This is a genomic window from Paenibacillus sp. JNUCC 35, assembly GCF_058269095.1.
The window spans coordinates 4610849-4628146 of sequence record NZ_CM177771.1 but is presented as its reverse complement, the minus strand read 5'-3'; the positions used below and the strand labels follow the sequence as shown (position 1 = coordinate 4628146).

At 53.4% G+C, this 17298-nt stretch carries 18 protein-coding genes; 12 read left to right on the top strand and 6 right to left on the bottom strand.

All coding sequences use genetic code 11. The features are described 5' to 3' along the window. Positions 1-13 precede the first annotated feature (13 nt). On the top strand, positions 14-781 hold the full coding sequence (gene pstB / locus AC2TF6_RS20960) for a phosphate ABC transporter ATP-binding protein PstB (protein WP_036740494.1): 768 nt from the start codon (positions 14-16) through the stop codon (positions 779-781). A gap of 16 nt (positions 782-797) precedes the next feature. After that, positions 798-1457: a phosphate signaling complex protein PhoU gene (phoU, locus tag AC2TF6_RS20955; protein WP_009671365.1), complete on the top strand. Its 660-nt coding sequence runs from the start codon at positions 798-800 to the stop codon at positions 1455-1457. Between the two features lie 419 nt (positions 1458-1876). Here phoU and AC2TF6_RS20950 read toward each other — a convergent pair whose 3' ends face one another. Next, entirely contained in the window at positions 1877-2626 is a 750-nt protein-coding gene (locus tag AC2TF6_RS20950; protein ID WP_491308325.1) for an HAD family hydrolase, read from the bottom strand. Between the two features lie 208 nt (positions 2627-2834). Here AC2TF6_RS20950 and polA point away from each other — a divergent pair, with 208 nt between their 5' ends. The 5 genes from polA (at position 2835) to AC2TF6_RS20925 (ending at position 8449) form a co-directional block, all read left to right on the top strand. Then, entirely contained in the window at positions 2835-5501 is a 2667-nt protein-coding gene (gene polA, locus AC2TF6_RS20945; RefSeq protein WP_491308324.1) for a DNA polymerase I, read from the top strand. Positions 5502-5541: 40 nt separating this feature from the next. Continuing rightward, positions 5542-6402 (top strand): DNA-formamidopyrimidine glycosylase, encoded by an 861-nt coding sequence (gene mutM / locus AC2TF6_RS20940; protein ID WP_491308323.1) that lies wholly within the window; start codon positions 5542-5544, stop codon positions 6400-6402. A 63-nt stretch (positions 6403-6465) separates the two neighbouring features. After that, on the top strand, positions 6466-7233 hold the full coding sequence (locus AC2TF6_RS20935; protein WP_491308322.1) for an MntP/YtaF family protein: 768 nt from the start codon (positions 6466-6468) through the stop codon (positions 7231-7233). A 44-nt stretch (positions 7234-7277) separates the two neighbouring features. Beyond that, positions 7278-7871: a dephospho-CoA kinase gene (coaE, locus tag AC2TF6_RS20930; protein WP_491308321.1), complete on the top strand. Its 594-nt coding sequence runs from the start codon at positions 7278-7280 to the stop codon at positions 7869-7871. After that, on the top strand, positions 7871-8449 hold the full coding sequence (locus tag AC2TF6_RS20925; protein WP_009671476.1) for a lytic transglycosylase domain-containing protein: 579 nt from the start codon (positions 7871-7873) through the stop codon (positions 8447-8449). The genes coaE and AC2TF6_RS20925 overlap by 1 nt, the downstream gene beginning before the upstream one ends. A gap of 70 nt (positions 8450-8519) precedes the next feature. On the opposite strand, the gene AC2TF6_RS20920 is transcribed toward AC2TF6_RS20925, so the two are convergent. Beyond that, a complete protein-coding gene (locus AC2TF6_RS20920) occupies positions 8520-8750 on the bottom strand; it encodes an alpha/beta-type small acid-soluble spore protein (RefSeq protein ID WP_009671472.1) in 231 nt (76 codons plus the stop codon). Positions 8751-8861: 111 nt separating this feature from the next. Here AC2TF6_RS20920 and nrdR point away from each other — a divergent pair, with 111 nt between their 5' ends. From nrdR to AC2TF6_RS20905, 3 genes are all read left to right on the top strand, one after another. Further along, complete coding sequence (gene nrdR, locus AC2TF6_RS20915) at positions 8862-9344, top strand: transcriptional regulator NrdR (RefSeq protein ID WP_326056208.1); 483 nt, start codon at positions 8862-8864, stop codon at positions 9342-9344. Positions 9345-9908: 564 nt separating this feature from the next. Continuing rightward, positions 9909-10112 carry a YuzF family protein gene (locus AC2TF6_RS20910; RefSeq protein WP_491308320.1) on the top strand — a complete coding sequence of 68 codons (204 nt, stop codon included), beginning with the start codon at positions 9909-9911 and terminating at the stop codon, positions 10110-10112. A gap of 189 nt (positions 10113-10301) precedes the next feature. After that, on the top strand, positions 10302-10949 hold the full coding sequence (locus AC2TF6_RS20905) for an FMN-dependent NADH-azoreductase (protein WP_491308319.1): 648 nt from the start codon (positions 10302-10304) through the stop codon (positions 10947-10949). Positions 10950-11047: 98 nt separating this feature from the next. Here the strand turns inward: AC2TF6_RS20905 and AC2TF6_RS20900 are convergent, their stop codons facing one another. After that, on the bottom strand, positions 11048-11500 hold the full coding sequence (locus AC2TF6_RS20900) for a DUF441 domain-containing protein (RefSeq protein WP_491308318.1): 453 nt from the start codon (positions 11498-11500) through the stop codon (positions 11048-11050). A gap of 185 nt (positions 11501-11685) precedes the next feature. Here AC2TF6_RS20900 and AC2TF6_RS20895 point away from each other — a divergent pair, with 185 nt between their 5' ends. Then, entirely contained in the window at positions 11686-12021 is a 336-nt protein-coding gene (locus AC2TF6_RS20895; RefSeq protein ID WP_491308317.1) for a ribosomal protein L7/L12, read from the top strand. 93 nt (positions 12022-12114) lie between these two features. Here AC2TF6_RS20895 and AC2TF6_RS20890 read toward each other — a convergent pair whose 3' ends face one another. From AC2TF6_RS20890 to AC2TF6_RS20880, 3 genes are all read right to left on the bottom strand, one after another. Beyond that, positions 12115-13848, bottom strand: coding sequence for an AraC family transcriptional regulator (locus AC2TF6_RS20890; protein WP_491308316.1), 1734 nt, complete (start codon positions 13846-13848; stop codon positions 12115-12117). A gap of 496 nt (positions 13849-14344) precedes the next feature. Then, entirely contained in the window at positions 14345-15004 is a 660-nt protein-coding gene (locus tag AC2TF6_RS20885; RefSeq protein WP_491308315.1) for a FusB/FusC family EF-G-binding protein, read from the bottom strand. 477 nt (positions 15005-15481) lie between these two features. After that, positions 15482-15916, bottom strand: coding sequence for an Lrp/AsnC family transcriptional regulator (locus tag AC2TF6_RS20880; RefSeq protein WP_491308314.1), 435 nt, complete (start codon positions 15914-15916; stop codon positions 15482-15484). Positions 15917-16062: 146 nt separating this feature from the next. On the opposite strand from AC2TF6_RS20880, the gene AC2TF6_RS20875 reads away from it, so the two are divergent. After that, positions 16063-17064, top strand: coding sequence for an oxidoreductase (locus AC2TF6_RS20875; protein ID WP_491308313.1), 1002 nt, complete (start codon positions 16063-16065; stop codon positions 17062-17064). Positions 17065-17298 lie beyond the last annotated feature (234 nt).

Below are 17298 nucleotides of genomic sequence, written 5' to 3'. Positions count from 1 at the left end.
GACAGCTCCTGCCATGACTATTGCGACCGATACGAAAATAAAAGTAAACGGGCTGGATCTTTTTTACGGAGACAACCAAGCCCTTCACAGCATTGATCTGGACATCGCGCCGAATACCGTGTCCGCCCTGATCGGGCCTTCCGGCTGCGGGAAATCGACCTTTCTGCGCACGCTCAACCGGATGAACGATCTGATCGACAGCGTGAGGATTAACGGGACCATTAAGGTGGACGGCCAAGATATTTATTCGCCGGAGAGCGATATCGTGTCTCTGCGCAAACGCGTGGGTATGGTTTTCCAGCGTCCGAATCCGTTCCCGATGAGCATCTACGACAACATTGCTTACGGACCGCGCATCCACGGCCAGAAAAAACGCGCCGTTCTCGACGAAATCGTGGAACGCAGCCTGCGTCAGGCGGCCCTTTGGGACGAAGTGAAGGACCGCCTGAACAAGTCGGCCCTGGGCCTGTCCGGCGGTCAGCAGCAGCGTCTGTGCATCGCCCGTCTGCTGGCGGTCGAGCCGGAGGTGCTGCTGATGGACGAACCGACCTCGGCGCTCGATCCGATTTCCACCTTGAAGGTGGAGGAGCTCACGCAGACGCTGAAGGAGCGTTACACGATCATTATCGTGACGCACAACATGCAGCAGGCCGCTCGTATCTCCGACCGCACGTCTTTCTTCCTCAACGGAATTCTCGTTGAGACCGATCAGACCGACAAGATTTTCACAAATCCGAACGACCAGCGCACCGAAGATTACATCACCGGCCGTTTCGGTTAACTCTAAGGGGGCTTCAATGAATAATCGCCTTAATTTTCAGCATTCGATTGACGATCTGCAGAACGAACTGCTCGATTTAGGCTCCATGGTTGAAAATTCCATTCACCAGGCTGTAGAAGCGCTGACCCGGCTGGATACGGATCTCGCGCGGCGCACGGTCGAGGATGACGACGCGGTGGACGAACTAACGCTTCGCATCGAAGAAATGTGCCTGAAGCTGATCGCGCTGCAGCAGCCTATGGCGGGCGATCTGCGGATTATCGGTACGGCGCTCAGCATAGCTACGGATCTTGAGCGGATCGCCGACCATGCCGTGGACATCGCGAAGATTACGATTCGCCTGTCCGGAGAGACGCTGGCCAAGGAATTGATCGACATTCCCCAGATGGCCGAAATCTCCAAAGAGATGCTCCGCGAGAGCCTGGTCGCTTATATGAACCGCAACGTTCATATGGCCGCTTCGCTGGCGGAAAAGGACGATCAGGTGGACAAAATTTTCAGCCGCATCATGACTGACGTCATCGGGATGATGAATGCGGATTTCACCCGCAACCGTCAGCTGACGCACCTGATCATGGTGGCCCATTACTTGGAGCGGGTGGCCGACCATGTGACGAACATCGGCGAAAGCGTAATTTACATGGTCACGGGCAAACGAAAAGACTTGAACGTGTAGAACGGCTTCAATGCTGCCTTATACCGGGCCGTACGTATCGGAGAACCCGGCTTGGTAGGTAAGCATGCAAGGATATAAAAATGCAAGGATGTAAACCAGTAAGGATGGCGGACGGTGCAGAGAAAATTGCCGTATTCAGCCTGGCGCTACAAAGAAGCGTGACCGGAAAACAGCTTGTCGGGAACTTCCCGGCAGGCTGTTTCTTTGTGATAGGAGTGCAGACGAATAGGCGAAGCAGCACAAGATCAAGAGCAGAAGCAAGTTCCTTAACCCGTAAGATCTTCCCTTGTCCGGACGCGTACGCAAACGTCGTCCGTGCCTGCAAGGCCAATTAAAAACCGCCCCTCGGGGCGGCTGTGCCCATGATTTTATGAAATTGTTCCTGCCGATAGTCAAGGGCCGGGCATAATAAGCCGCGCCTAAAGCACATGCACCAGCTGCTTGACGGACCGCACGATAATGACTTTCTGGCGGCCGACTTTCCGCTGGGAAATCTTTTTCACATGGGGCGGGTAAATCCAGACGGCATCCAAACCGCAGCGGGTGGAGCCGATGATGTCGTTTTTCCACGAGTTGCCGACCATGACGCCCTGGCCCGGGGCTATGCCGGTTTCTTTCAGGGCGGTCCGGTACAAACCCGGATGCGGCTTGCGCGGCCCGTCTTTCGTGGAGCTGAAGAGCAGTTCCTCGGGGAAAAAGGAGGACAGCCGGAGCCGCCCGATGTCCCTCTCCAGCCTTTTGCGGCTGCCGTTGCTGATGACCGCCAGCTTGTAGCGCTCGCCCAAAGACGCCAGCGTTTCTTCGACGCCGGGAAAAAGCCGGACGTAGTTTCCTTCCGTTTCTTCAATTTGCTCGAAAAAGCCTTTGGCAAACGTTTCGTTCACCGATATGGGAAAAGCGTCCAGCGCCTTTTCCAGGCAGGCTATCCGCATTTCTTCGCTGGGACGGTGGCCCCGGGGGCGCAGCTTCCGCAGTTTTTGCCACTCCTGCTTATAAATCTGAAGCGCATTTTCGGGGGAAGCCGCCCCGTCTTCCTGTTCCCATCTTCCGGTGTAGTCTCCCAGTACCTCCGTAAATGCCGAATCGAAGCACTGCCTGCGGTCGACCAATGTATTGTTCATATCGAAAAAAACCAATTTCTTGGGAGCCGGAAAAAAAAAGGGACTCATCTCGGTCCTCCTTCCCTCGCCGGACGAAATCCAGCTGAAAACACCGGACGCGCCGGCTTTGCATCGTACTATCAGTCTATGTGCGGAAAGCGGAGAACATCACCGCAAGCCTGGGAGGATAGGCTCAAAAATTACCGGGCTGAAACTTTTTCATATTCGTCCAGCCTGTGCTATCATGAACGTATATGTCCAAAATTCGGGGTGTAAGATGGAAAAATTGATCGTTATTGATGGAAACAGTATTGCGAGCCGCGCCTTTTACGCGCTGCCTCTGCTGAGCAATTCCGCCGGTCTTCATACGAACGCCGTTTACGGATTCACGACCATGCTCCTCAGACTGATTGAAGAAGAAAAACCGACTCATTTTCTCGTGGCTTTCGACGCGGGCAAAGTGACGTTCCGACATAAAGATTACACGGAATACAAAGGCGGACGAGCCAAAACGCCGCCGGAGCTGTCCGAGCAGTTTCCGCTTATTAAAGAACTGATGAGCGCTTTCGGCATCCGCCAGTTCGAGCTGGAAGGCTACGAAGCGGACGATATCATCGGCACACTGACCAAATCGGCGGAGCAGGAAGGCAAGGACGTGCTGGTCGTTACCGGCGACAAGGATATGCTGCAGCTCGTATCGGACCGTGTGACGGTTGCCTTGACCCGTAAAGGCATCAGTGAAGTGGACCGTTACGATCCGGCCGAGATCCAAGCGAAGTATGGCCTCGTTCCGGCCCAGATTATCGACCTCAAGGGTCTGATGGGCGACTCTTCCGACAATATTCCGGGCATTCCCGGAGTAGGCGAGAAAACGGCCCTGAAGCTGCTGCACGAGTACGGTTCCGTCGAGTCCGTGCTGGAGCATGCGGACGAGATGAAGGGCAAGATGAAGGAAAAGGTCCGCGACCATGCGGATTCCGCGCGGATGAGCAAGGAAATCGCGACCATTTACCGCGAAGTGCCGATGGATACGGAATGGGGCAGCCTCGCCTTCTCCGGCTTCGAAACGCCCGAGCTTGCGGCCATGTTCCGCAAGCTGGAGTTCAAGTCGCTGCTCGAGAGGCTGGACTTCTCCGGCGCCGGGGGAGCGGACTCCCCTGAAGGGGCGGAGCCCGGCCCCGCGGAAGAGCTGGTTGTCCGCCTGATCGACGCGGACAACATCACGGACCTGACCGGCGCGCTGAAAGACGTAAGCGCGCTGCACGTGGAGGCCGTGGGGGACAATGCCCACACGGCCGAGCTGGTCGGGGCGGCTTTCCACACGCCGGAAGCGGGCTACTACGTGCCCGCGGCCGTGCTGACCGCTCCCGGAGCGGAAGCGCTGCGCGCCTGGCTGGCGGACGAGCGTGCTCCGAAGAGCACGTGGGACCGCCACCGCGCGGAGCTGGTGCTCGCCTGGAACGGCATCGCGCTGGCCGGCGTGACGTTCGACGTCATGCTCGCGGCGTATCTGCTCGATCCGACGGAGTCGTCGCTTACGCTCAGCGGCATCGCGGATAAGTACGGCGTGCTTCATGTAGCGCCGGACGAAGCGGTCTTCGGCAAAGGCGCGAAGTTTCGCCTGCCGGAGACCGAGGCCGTCGCGGAGCATCTCGTCCGCAAGGCCGACCGCATCTCCCGCCTGGACGTCTCGCTGCGCGAGAAGCTGGAGCAGGCGGATATGAAGCAGCTCTACTACGAGCTGGAGCTTCCGCTCTCGGGTGTGCTCGCGGATATGGAGCTGCGCGGCATCAAGGTCGATACGGCCGGACTGAAGCAGCTGGGCGATGAACTCGCCGTGCAGATCGAGCAAACGATGACGGAGATTTACCGCCACGCCGGCATGGAATTCAATATCAACTCTCCGAAACAGCTGGGAGAAGTGCTGTTCGAGAAGCTCCAGCTTCCCGTCCAGAAGAAAACGAAGACAGGCTACTCTACGGATGCCGAGGTGCTGGAAAAGCTGGCCCCTTACCATGAAATCGTGCAGGGCATTCTCCATTACCGGCAGCTCGCCAAGCTCCAGTCCACGTATGTGGAAGGACTGTTGAAAGAGGTGCGGAAGGAAACGGGCAAGGTTCATACCTACTACAGGCAGACGATCGCGGCCACGGGCCGGCTCAGCAGCCAGTATCCGAACTTGCAGAACATTCCGATCCGGCTGGAGGAAGGGCGTAAAATCCGCAAGGTGTTCGTGCCTTCGGAGCCGGGATGGTCCATTCTGGCCGCGGACTACTCGCAGATCGAGCTTCGGGTGCTCGCTCACATTTCCGGTGACGAGAATCTTAAGGAAGCTTTTACGAATAATATGGATATTCACACGAAAACGGCCATGGATGTATTCGGCGTAGCCGAATCCGAAGTGGACGCGAATATGCGCCGCTCGGCGAAGGCCGTTAACTTCGGCATCGTTTACGGGATAAGCGATTACGGACTCTCCCAGAACCTGGCCATTTCCCGTAAGGAAGCGAGCCAGTTTATCGAGCAGTATTTCGCCGTTTTCCAGGGTGTCCGCCAGTATATGGATGACATTGTGAAACTGGCCCGCGAACAGGGCTACGTCACGACACTGCTGCAGCGGCGCCGGTATTTGCCGGAGATTACCGCCTCTAACTTTAACCTCCGTTCTTTCGCGGAAAGAACGGCGATGAATACGCCGATTCAAGGAACGGCGGCGGATATCATCAAGCTGGCCATGGTGCAAATGGACGAGCGTCTTAAAGCGGAAGGCCTGAAAAGCCGGATGCTTCTTCAAGTACATGATGAACTGATTTTCGAAGTTCCGCCCGAAGAGCTGGAAACGATGCGCCGCATCGTGCCCGAGGTCATGGAAGGCGCGCTTGCGCTGGACGTGCCTCTGCTCGCCGAGGTGGATTACGGATCCAACTGGTACGAAGCGAAATAGGGAGATTATGAAAACACAGCATGAACCGAGGTGAAGCGCCATGCCGGAATTACCGGAGGTGGAAAACGTCAGACGGACGCTCAGCCGACTGGTCGTCGGCAAGACGATTCAAGAAGTGGAAGTCCGCCTGAAACGGATTATTCAAAAACCCGAAGAGCCGGAGCTATTCGCCGATCTTCTGGAAGGCCAGACCATTCAGGGCATGAGCCGCAGAGGTAAGTTTCTGCGTTTCCTGCTCAATGACGGCGTGTTAGTCTCCCATCTTCGTATGGAAGGCCGCTACGGCCTCTACGAATCTTCAGACGAGGTGGAGCCTCACACGCATGTGATTTTCCGCTTTACGGACGGAACGGAACTGAGATACCGCGATGTGCGGCAGTTCGGCACCATGCATCTTTTCGCCGGAGAGGAAGATCTGAGCAGCAAGCCGCTTCATAAGCTGGGTATCGAGCCGCTGGAGGAGTCTTTTACGTTCGAAGCCTTCCTGCAGGCCATCGGCAAGCGGAGCACGAAAATCAAACCGCTGCTGCTCAATCAAGCATACATCGTCGGACTCGGTAATATTTATGTAGACGAGGCGCTTTTTCGGGCGGGAATTCATCCCGAGAGGGAGGCGGCTTCGCTGACCCGCCTTGAGCTTCAGAACCTTCACGAAGCGATTGTGCATACCCTCCAAAGCGCGGTCGAGGCCGGGGGCTCTTCCATTAAATCGTACGTAAACGGCCAAGGCGAATCCGGAAATTTCCAGCATGCCCTGAACATTTACGGCCGGAACGGCAAACCCTGCGTTAACTGCGGCAGCTTGATCGAGAAAACCGTCGTCGGCGGCCGGGGCACGCATTTCTGCCTGAAATGCCAGCCTCTCAAAAGAAAGCGCAGTGCGCCGAAAAATAAGCTTTAGCACAACTCCTCCTACCCCTCCATATGATAGTTGAGTAGAAAATGCAGGTAGGAGGAATGAGGCGTGCTTCCATCTTTTTCTCTGTTGATTCTGGCTCTGGCCGTCAGTTTGGACGGCTTTGGGGTAGGGATGATGTACGGCTTGCGTAAAATCCGTATCCCGCTCCCGTCCCTGGCGATCGTTTCCCTGTGCTCGGGAATCATCATTTACATTTCGATGAGTTTTGGAGTGTGGTTGACGAGGTATTTATCCCCGGACTATGCCGGGATGCTCGGTGCGGCCATTCTGATCGGCATCGGAATCTGGGCGCTGGTTCAGTTTCTGGCACAGAAGCAGGGCAATGACGGCGACGGTGATGAAAAGGAACGTACACAGACGGCGAATGCAACGGCGGTGCCGGCCGGAACAGCCCGTCTGGAAGCTGTTTTCCAGTCGAATCCGGTTGCGGCCCGCCGTCCTGAAGCCACAGGGGCAGAGCCGGAACGCGAGCCGCGGATGTTTTCGATCGAGATTAAGCGGCTCGGACTCGTGATCCAGATTTTGCGTACGCCTTCCGCGGCCGACGTGGACCGGTCCGGCAATATTTCTTCTTCGGAAGCGACGCTGCTTGGAATCGCGCTATCCCTTGACGCTTTCGGAGCGGGAATCGGCGCCGCTTTGATCGGGTATACCCCTCTGCTGACATCGGCGGTAATCGCGGTAACGAGCGGGCTGTTTATTTACTTCGGCCTGAAAATCGGCTATACGTATTCCGGGCTCGGTTGGATTCGTAAAGTATCGGTGCTGCCGGGAGTCGTCCTGATCCTGATGGGCATTTCCAAGCTGTTTTAGCTGTTATTCCTTAAAAAATGTGATTGACGTGGGAGTCGAGTGAAATGAATATAGGACTCACGGGAGGTATCGCCTGCGGCAAAAGCACGGTCTCGGCCATGCTTGTCCGCCGCGGTGCGATTCTTATAGACGCCGACCGGATCGCGCGCGAAGTGGTAGAGCCGGGGAGCCCCGTTCTGGCTCAGGTCGCCGCGCATTTCGGACAAGATATGCTGCTGCCGGATGGCTCGCTCCACCGTAAAAGACTGGGCGAGACGGTTTTCGGGAACGAAGAAGCCCGGAAAGCGCTCGAAGATCTTTTGCATCCGTCCATCCGTGCTCTCATGAAAGAAAGAATGGCCGCCGCGGAGCGTGAATTTCCGGACAAGCTTGTCGTGGTGGACGTGCCGCTGCTCTACGAATCGGGACTTCAAAGCATGTTTTCGTCCGTTATGGTCGTTTATGTGCCGAGAGAAGTTCAGCTGAGGAGACTGATGGAGCGGGACGGGCTGAACGCCGAACAGGCGGAATCCCGGCTTGCGGCCCAGTGGCCCATTGAACGTAAAAAAGAGCTCGCGGATATTTGTATCGATAATTCGGAGACCCTGGAGCAGACGGAGCAGCTTGTCGAGCGGTTCTGGCTTCAAAGGGGGCTGTAATGAAGCTTCTGCGGAAAAAGCGGGTATTCGCCCTGCTGCTGCTCGGATTTGTGTTTCTTCTGTTCAGCAACGGACTTTTTATCGGGCAGATGATCTATCCCATTCACTATCGTGAAGAAATCCGGCAGAATGCCGCACAGTACCAGGTCGATCCGTTTCTGATTGCGGCTATTATCAAAGTGGAGACGAATTTCAACCACGACCGGGAATCCAAAAAAGGAGCCGTCGGTATTATGCAGCTCATGCCCGATACAGCGGAATGGATTCGCGAAACGTCCAATACGAAATCGGCCGATTTCCGCGATCCGAAGCATAATATCCAGCTTGGCTCTTGGTACCTGGCTTGGCTGAACAAGCAGTACAAGGGAAACTGGCTTTATTCCATAGCCGCGTATAACGCGGGTCAGGGGAACGTCAGCAAATGGAAAAACAACGGCGTCTGGGACGGGACGGAAGAAACCATCAAAAAGATCCCGTTCGGCGAGACCCGGCATTATGTACAGAGGGTGCTGTATTACCAGCAGAAATTCAAGAAGCTTTACGGTGAGGAATGGAACCAAAGCGCGGGAAGCAAATAAAGAAGCACCGAACCCGGCGGGTGTAGCCGCCGGATCCGATACTTCCGTGTTGCTTGGTTTCCGCTAGAAGTTAGCGGGATTGGCCTTGACCGGCCAGTTGTTGTTCGGCGATTTGCACCAGTCTGCGAGTAATGTGACCCCCGATAGCACCCGTGTCGCGAGTAGCCATGTTACCGTAGTAACCGTCTTGAGGAATCGCAATACCAAGCTCTTGGGCAACTTCATATTTCAGCTGATCCAAAGCTTGGTTAGCTTGTGGAACAACCAGTACGTTGCTGCTGCGAGATTGTCCTGCACCCATTTCTGTTCACCTCCTTGTCGTTGGTAGAACTATTATGTGCGTTTTTGTAAGCTTGATAACAAGCAACATTTGGGAGAAAAAATAAAGAACGGACGAGAGGAGGAAGCCCTGATGAAATGCCCGTTTTGCGAGCACAACGGCACGAAAGTACTGGACTCCCGTTCGGCTAACGACAACAAATCGATCCGCCGGCGCAGAGAATGCGAGAAGTGCCAGCGGCGGTTTACGACGTTCGAGATGGTGGAGGAAACGCCTCTTATCGTCATCAAAAAAGACGGCAGCCGCGAGGAATTTAACCGCGATAAGATTTTGCGCGGGTTAATCCGAGCCTGCGAGAAACGTCCGGTGTCCGTGGACCGGCTGGAGCAAATTGTCTCCGAGGTCGAAATGCAGGTCCGCAACATGGCTCACGCGGAAGTGGACAGCATGAGGATCGGAGAACTCGTGATGGAGCAGCTTTACCCGGTCGACGAAGTGGCCTATATCCGCTTTGCGTCGGTGTACAGGCAGTTTAAAGATATCAACATGTTCCTGAAGGAACTGGAGCAGATTTTAGGCAAAACGAATTTAAGCGCACTGAAACCGGACGGTTAGAGGCCGGGACAAGCTTGCAGGGCTTTCTTCTTTAAAAGAGGAAAGTCTTTTTGCCGTATAGCCGGGGGAAGGCCCGAATACAGGCATATGCCGCGCAGCCGACGAAAACAGCCGGAAGACAACAGGCATATCTCCGCATCCGCCGCCATATGTTTCAGGGTGGAACGGCCAAAGGAGGCGACGATATGTCGAGTACGCAAGGAAACGGGCAGGGAGTCCCGTGGGGGTTCGGGAAACCTGAAGTTCCCGATTACACGAAAATGACACAGGGGCAGGCGCAGCTGCCGGGGGTATCCGCTCCAGCCGGGGTCTCCGTTCGGCGGCGGGGTCAATCAACCCCTGAGCAATCAGGGTCAGCCGCCGGGAGCTTATCCGGGGAGCTTCGGCTCAGCCGACGGCTGGTCCGGACAGGCGGGCTTCCCTCCCGGTTTTCAACCGGGTGGCGGAGGTTTCGCGCCTTTCCCTCAGGGAGGCTTCGGATCGGTCGGCGGAGGAGCGGAGCCGGGGGGCTACGGCGCCCTTGGGGCGGGCGTCCCTTCCGGAGGGGGAGGCGTACCGGTCGCGGTGCCGCAGCCTTTTTTCAGCATCGATCCCTATGTGTATCAGACGCTCAAAACGATTGTCGGCCGATGTGTGGTGGTAGAGACGGTTCGCGGCAGCATCCGGGGCGTTCTGACGGACGTGAAACCGGATCATGTCGTGGTTCAGGAGGACGGAAAGAAATTTTTTATCCGGACGGCCCAAATCATTTGGGTGATGCCGGAGTAGAACCTTATCGGAGCCTAAGATCCGCCGGATTCCGGCGGTTTTTTGGTGTGCATCGAATTGCAAAAAAATAAATTTTGTATAGCTGCTTTACAAAAGAAAGTGATCATGGTAATATACTTACATAAAGTAAGTCGATGAATACAAGTTAGCCGATATAAATATTCGAAATCCGACTAGGAGGAAATCAAAATGAACAAATTATTATATATCACTGCGAATCCAAGAGGGGTGGACCGTTCTTTCGGTCTTCAGGTCGGGGAGCATTTTCTGGAGGCGGTGTCGAAAGAAAATCCAGATCTTCAAGTGGAACGCGTAGATGTGTACGAAGAGCATATTCCCCTTATTGACGCCGATGTCCTGAACGGCTGGGATAAGCTGCGTGCCGGTGAAGCGCTGAACGATACGGAAGCGGCTGCCATCAACCGGATGAATGAAGTGCTGGAGCAGTTTTTGTCGGCCGACGGCTACGTATTCGTCACTCCGATGTGGAACCTGAGCTACCCACCGATGCTGAAAGCTTACATCGACAACATCGCGATTGCGGGAAAAACGTTCCGTTATACCGCGAACGGACCCGAAGGGCTCATGAACGGCAAAAAAGTCGTTCATATCCAGGCGCGCGGAGGCATTTATTCCGAAGGTCCGGCCGCGGACTTTGAATTTACCGACAAATATCTGCGCGGAATTATGGCGTTCATCGGGATCACGGACTACGAGCATGTCTATGTGGAAGGCATCGCGGCTTACCCGGACAAAGCGGAAGAGCTTGTGCAGGGCGCCAAAATAAGAGCCGCGGAAGCAGCCGCTCAGTTTGCGAAAACCCCATCGCGAGTATAAGCTTCCTCCTTGCGGTGTTCCCATATAAACGCAAAAAACTGCCCTCTTTATGAAGGGCAGTTTTTTGCGTTTGGAGCCGGCGGTTCGACGGTTTTGTCTCAGCCTTTGCCGATGAGTAGAGAGAGCAGCCCGGCCGCAATCAGAGGGCCGACGGGAACGCCGCGGAACAGGGCAACGCCGAGCACGGTGCCGATAAGCAGTCCGGCTACCACATTCGGCTGGTTCGTCATGAGTAGGGCGCCCCGGCCGCCCAGGTAAGCAACGGTGATTCCGATCAGCACGGCCAAAAGCGATTTCCAGTGCATAAAAGACTGGAGAATGGTCTGGACGGGCATTTTGCCGCTGGCGATCGGCGTCATGACCCCAATGGTCAAAATGACGACGCCGATCGTAAGTCCGTATTTTTCCAAAAAGGGAAAGGCTTGATGTACATTCATCACCCGCAAGATCAGGAGAACGAGCATGGCAATCGTAACGGTCGAATTGCTGCTGAGCAGCCCGAGAAGGGCCAAACCGAGCAGCAGGATGGAAGGCATGTCCACTTGGGCCATCTTCAAATTCCCCTTTAGGTCTTTTTTGTTTCCATTGTAAAGCATTGAAGCCGCGTCAACAAGGAAGGGACCGGTCAGGAGGAAAGCCGAAAGCCGCTGTGAGATCCCCCGAGGTGATATGGTATACTTTTCATAGATATGGGCAGGTGATCCAAAACCGCCCATGGCGAAAGGAGCATGATTCCATGGAAACGATTGAAATGATAGCGATCGGGGCGCTCGTTCTCGCACTACTGCTGCTGATTAAAGTATTCAGCCTTCAAAGCCGGGTTAACTCCATCCAATCCGATCTGGAGTGGCTGAAAGGACGGGCGGAAGGCCAGATGATAAACCGGTTAAAGCCGTCGACGGCCGCCCGGTCCGATAAGCCCGCTTCTGGGCAGAGGCCTCTCCTTGACGAAAGAGTGCATCACTTGCTTGCACAAGGCGAAAAAATCAAAGCGATCAAAATAGTGAGAGCAGCACACGGGATCGGATTGAAGGAAGCCAAGGATTATGTGGAGAATCTGGAGCGCGGCTAGCTTGCAGTCGTGATCCGCTTGCAGCGCGGCGTCGCGCTTTTTCCCGTAATGGACGAGGACACCAAAAGCCGTAACTCGGGGTCCAGGGGTGGATCAAAATTTTGAAGCATTGTTCAGCAGGCTGTTCGTGACATAATCCAGTTGAGCGCTCAGCGAGTAAAGGTCGGTGTAATAAAACAAGCCGAACGGCGCTTCGATTATACGGCCAGCCTTAACGGCGGGAATTCTGTTCCAGACCGGATGATCCATAAGATTGTCCATTCCTTCCCAGGTGCTGCGCAGCACGAAATCTCCGATATATTGAGAAATCACTTCCAGAGAGACCGTTTCGCTTTCAACGTCTTTCGCAAGATCGATTTTCTTCTGGATGATCTCCGGAGCTTTCATCCCCAAATAATCGTAGACAATTTGAGAACCGCGCCCATAATGCTTGCTTTCAATAACCATCATCCCTTTTCTCTCGCCCTCTACGATGGATACAGTCTTATCCAGAATTCCGGCTGCCTGAAGTTTCTCCCTGCTTGCCTTAACCTTGTCGTTAAACGTCTCCATAAACTGATCGGCTTCCTTCTTTTTGCCGAAAATTTCCCCGAGCTTTTGTATCCGTGCCTCTGTTGTTATCTGGTCTGCAGGGATGAAAACGGTTGGGGCGATATCCTTTAATTTTTTATAGCTATTTTCAGAGGAGACGATAATCAGATCCGGTTCGAGGGACAACACGGCTTCGGGGTTGGCTTCATCCCAGTGGCCCAGCGATTGTACACCCTTTAATTGCTCTGAAAAAGCGGCCCCGTCATATATTTCGGATATGCCGACCGGATTAACCCCGAGGGCAACGACATCGCCCAACATGTACAAAACAACCACACGTTTGGGCTCCGCCGGAACGACTACATCTCCTTTAACCGTTGAAACGGTGCGAGTCTCCGTACTTATCTTATCGGGATAAGGGGAAGCGGATGCCGATACATTCGTCGTAGATGCAGAGGAACTGGCTGCCGGGTTTACCCCTCCCGAGCAAGCGCTGAGCAGTAATGTCAAGCTGATCAGTGTTCCGAGGATCAATGATGATTTTTTAATCCTTTTCATAGTAAGAAACCCTCCGTCGTTATACTGGTAATGATTATCATTATCACTATAACGGCGTAAGTTGAGCAGGCCAATGGACGATCTGGAAATGGCCGATGGATTATCTTGCGGTGCAAGATTTTTCCGTGCCTGTGCCTGATAACGAGAGGGAGACAAACCCGTGTGTTTCTTGAACAGCCGGCTGAAGTAGTACTCGTCTGAATACCCTACGTGTTCCGCAATTACCCCCAAAGTCTCATCTGTCTCCGAGAGCAGCTTCCTAGCTTCGTTAATGCGATATTGAATCAAATACTCGATCGGACTCGTTCCGGTTTGTTGTTTGAATTTCATGGATAGATAGCGGGGACTATACTTGTACTGACGGGCAAGGAGATCTAGAGAAATTACCTCATGGTAGTGAGTATGAAGGTATTGAGTTACCATGGACACGAGATCTTTCTGACCGTTGTCGGACTCGGCCGCAATCCTATGCTGCATGACTTCATGAACAAACTGATAAAACATTCCTTTAATTTGTAAACTTCCAAGGCTGCCGGAACTTTTCAATGTCCGCTTCATTGACGACATTAAAATGAACAGGGTACGCGGTTCGTCAGGCTCGAATCCGTACTGGATTTCGAACGGGCTCCTCTGCTCCAGCCAATCCCTTAATTTCCTCCAGTTTGTGAACGCTAGCTTAGCTTTGTAGAAAAGCAGGTAAAATTCAAATTCTTCCTTTGCTTCGATCTCCAAATTCATTCCTTTGGCACCGTGAAGCAAATAATATTGCCGTGTCCGGTGAACGACGCCATCCAACTGAAGATTCGCGGCCCCCCGGGTTCCGTATATATATGCACTTGCAGGCAGGCGATAATCCTCCAGCCGTTCTCCCGGATTCATAACCGTGTGTCTGATATCGAAAATTTTAACTGCGGTTTGATTCCATATGGTAACTTGTTCATCGAATTTCATGATGGATCTCCTCTGAGGCACAGCTTTCCAATAGTATAATTGAAAATGATTCTCAATAAAAGAGGAGGGAGACTTAACTTTCTTACTTATCCGGGTAGCGATGGCGGTCTGCGAAAGAAATGCCTCAGTGGCAAGCATTCCGCCGGCTTCGGACCGTTTCCCTCCCAAACGTCAAGAGCCCGCCAACAGGGCGGGCTCCGGATGTTCATTCCTTCTTGCGTGTCCTTACGCTTCCTTCAGGACGCTTAAGAACAAGACGATCAAGATGGACAGGAGGACTTATTTACGCTTCCTGGCCAACCACTTCCCGGACGAATTTGTCGAGGGTAGTGACATTTGTGATGTTCTGGTTGCAGACGATACTGTCTACACACAGATAGTTCCCGATCGCCTTATAGTAATCGGATGATGCCTTGGCCGGTCTTGATTTCGTGACCGCGGTAAACAGCGCGACTTCTTCGTGTTTGTTGCACAGAAAGCAAACGCCTTTGTTCGCCGGTGTATATCGTCCTTCGATGCCGATCAGTTTCCCGTTCAACTGGTAGACGAGAAACAATTTATTCGTCGCGATGTCGGTCCAGCCCAGATAAGTGACATAGCGGTAGTCGATTTCGGACAGGTCGGGAATCTTCAGTTTCTTATTCTTCGGAAAAAGTTTGGCGAGCTGCTTTCCCGTCAGTGCCGGGAACGGCGCCAAGTAAGATTCCAGCGATTCCGGAAAATGCTTAAAGTCTTCTGCGGTGCGCAATCCCGAAATCTTCTCCAGCAGTTGTTTTTGAAAGCCGTCTGCGTCCGGGAATGCTTCAAGCAGTTTGAACGGAGCGCTAGCTTTTACCGATGCCACGACTTTCGGGTCGGAAACGGTTTCGTGGGTTTTCTGAAGCAGAAGGCTCTGCTTTTTAATGACATTATATTGATGGTTTCTAATGAATGGTTGAATCATGCTCTCAGCCCCTTATTTTTTGTCCAAGCTAAAAAATAAGTGCAAAGCCCATTATTAGAAACGATATCAGCTGTTTCGGGCGACTATGTTATCGTGAACCGTCCGCCCATGCAAAGTATCGCCCCATAATCAGGCTTCGCATGAGCCGCTTCTTGTACCGGCAAATTGATTTGCCATTTGTACCGACCTCCTCTTACGCGACCATTATAAAGGAACACGGGCGTCGCTGCAATGCCGAAAACAGCTATAAAAAAATTTGCCCGTGTGGAGGCAATCCTTCCTCTTTTCCGGCGTTGGGCAGAACGACTTGAAGCAGACGCGGTTACAGAAAGGGAACGACCGTTAGCGGATAGGACGATAGGAAGTTGGGATTTGTATCGGCAGCGGAAGCCGCGAACTACCAAATTCGAGGACCACCGGCAAAGCAAAACGCCCCGCCGTTTATAGGCAGAGGCGCATTGTTCGTTTAGCGCAGCATTACAGGACGCTCCTTACTAGGCTTTTATCCTCAAATGCGGTCGAAAGAACAATCAAAGTCGTTGAAAAACCGAAAGCGCTGCATTCATCGAGAAAACCGGTCAACGATTCCGTCGTTTCGCTCAGCACTTTCATTAAAAAGTTATACTCCCCGCTGATCCGGTAAAGATCGACGATCTCAGGAGATTTTTCGCTGAAAGCGGCGAAGCCTTTGCAATCGATTGTTTTGAACAAAACAAACGCCGTGGTCAGCTTGCCGAGCTTCGGGGGAGAAAGCTTTGCGCGGTAGCCCGTAATAACTCCCTGCTCTTCTAATTTACGCAGTCTTTCGGTTACGGCCGGCTGTGACATCGCGATCATCCGGCTCATCTCGGAGATGGGAATCCGGGCATTTTCGTGCATCAAAGATAAAATTTTCGAGTCGATTTGATCCATGAAAGAAGCACCTCATTATTAAAGGTAATGGAAAGCATACAACTTGATAACTTAGTTATTCAAACTTATGTTCCTTAATCATACTATGTGATCCGGGAGTATTTCATTATAAAATGTCATTAATCAATCGCGAAGGAGAATGAGAGATGACAAAGACCTTAAATGACCCGATAACTATCGGCGGAATCACATTAAAAAACCGGCTGATCATGGCGCCGCTGCAGCAGTATAAAGGAACCGCCGAAGCATTTGCCGCCGGACACCACATCGAGCATTACGGGCGTAGAGCGAAGCATGTGGGACTTATCGTTTTGGAATCGACGGCAGTTTCTTCGAATGGAAGACTGTGGGCAAACGATATCGGCATCTATACGGACCGGCACGTGGAGGCGCTGCGGAAAGTGACGGATGCCGTCCATGCGCACGACACCCCGGTCTTTATCCAATTGTCCCACGGGGGAAGAAAATCTTCGCCGGAGGTTACGGCTACATTGGTTGCGCCGAGTGCGATTGCATTCGACGATCAATACGGCATGCCGCAAGAACTATCGGCAGAGGGCATCCATAACATCATCCAGGAGTACCGTATGGCGGCAAGGCGCAGTGTAGAAGCGGGATTTGACGGAATTGAGCTTCACGCGGCGCACGGGTTTTTGATTCATCAGTTCTTATCGCCTTTGTCGAATGTGCGGACCGATGTCTATGGAGGAAGTTCCGAGAACAGAGCGAGGTTTTTGAAGGAGGTTCTCAGGGCGGTCAGGGGAGAGGTCGGCAGAGACTATCCGGTCATCGTTCGGATTTCGGCCACAGACTACAGCGAAGGGGGACTCATCCCTGAAGAATGGGCACGCATGTTAAAGCCGTTGGAGTCCGAACTGGATGCTATCCATGTGTCTTCGGGCGGGATTCTCCCGGTGCAGCCCAGCGACGTGTACACCGCGTATCAGCTGCCTCATGCGGCCGCGATCAAGCAGCACTTCGAAATTCCGGTCATTGCCGTCGGGAAGATTTATACCCGGAGTCTTGCCAACCGCATCCTTGAGGACGGATTGGCGGACGTTATCGCGATTGGCCGCCCTCTTTTGGAGAATCCGGATTACGCGGAGGGGTTGTTGATGGTGAGGGAGACGGCGGGGAACGCGGGGTAAGCGGGGTTGAGGGAGCGATTTCCCGAAAAGGAAGCAAGTTCTTCGAACGTTCCATAGGTTCGATCACTAAGGCGCTCTACGGAGTGCCTTTTCATTTTATATTTGTTCGATGTCCATTGAAAATGTGCCGAATCGTGTCCGATATTTTCTGGCGAATATAAGTGTATAAACAGGTTCTGAAGCTGCAAAAAAGCACGCCAAGCATGGTATAATAAAAAGAAACGGAGTTGAATG

Excerpts from the sequence above, each read along its gene's own strand:
- pstB (WP_036740494.1), top strand. The coding sequence starts at position 14 with ATGACTATTGCGACCGATACGAAAATAAAAGTAAACGGGCTGGATCTT.
- phoU (WP_009671365.1), top strand. The coding sequence starts at position 798 with ATGAATAATCGCCTTAATTTTCAGCATTCGATTGACGATCTGCAGAAC.
- AC2TF6_RS20950 (WP_491308325.1), bottom strand. The coding sequence starts at position 2,626 with ATGAGTCCCTTTTTTTTTCCGGCTCCCAAGAAATTGGTTTTTTTCGAT.
- polA (WP_491308324.1), top strand. The coding sequence starts at position 2,835 with ATGGAAAAATTGATCGTTATTGATGGAAACAGTATTGCGAGCCGCGCC.
- mutM (WP_491308323.1), top strand. The coding sequence starts at position 5,542 with ATGCCGGAATTACCGGAGGTGGAAAACGTCAGACGGACGCTCAGCCGA.
- coaE (WP_491308321.1), top strand. The coding sequence starts at position 7,278 with ATGAATATAGGACTCACGGGAGGTATCGCCTGCGGCAAAAGCACGGTC.
- AC2TF6_RS20925 (WP_009671476.1), top strand. The coding sequence starts at position 7,871 with ATGAAGCTTCTGCGGAAAAAGCGGGTATTCGCCCTGCTGCTGCTCGGA.
- AC2TF6_RS20920 (WP_009671472.1), bottom strand. The coding sequence starts at position 8,750 with ATGGGTGCAGGACAATCTCGCAGCAGCAACGTACTGGTTGTTCCACAA.
- nrdR (WP_326056208.1), top strand. The coding sequence starts at position 8,862 with ATGAAATGCCCGTTTTGCGAGCACAACGGCACGAAAGTACTGGACTCC.
- AC2TF6_RS20905 (WP_491308319.1), top strand. The coding sequence starts at position 10,302 with ATGAACAAATTATTATATATCACTGCGAATCCAAGAGGGGTGGACCGT.
- AC2TF6_RS20900 (WP_491308318.1), bottom strand. The coding sequence starts at position 11,500 with ATGGCCCAAGTGGACATGCCTTCCATCCTGCTGCTCGGTTTGGCCCTT.
- AC2TF6_RS20895 (WP_491308317.1), top strand. The coding sequence starts at position 11,686 with ATGGAAACGATTGAAATGATAGCGATCGGGGCGCTCGTTCTCGCACTA.
- AC2TF6_RS20890 (WP_491308316.1), bottom strand. The coding sequence starts at position 13,848 with ATGAATTTGGAGATCGAAGCAAAGGAAGAATTTGAATTTTACCTGCTT.
- AC2TF6_RS20885 (WP_491308315.1), bottom strand. The coding sequence starts at position 15,004 with ATGATTCAACCATTCATTAGAAACCATCAATATAATGTCATTAAAAAG.
- AC2TF6_RS20880 (WP_491308314.1), bottom strand. The coding sequence starts at position 15,916 with ATGGATCAAATCGACTCGAAAATTTTATCTTTGATGCACGAAAATGCC.
- AC2TF6_RS20875 (WP_491308313.1), top strand. The coding sequence starts at position 16,063 with ATGACAAAGACCTTAAATGACCCGATAACTATCGGCGGAATCACATTA.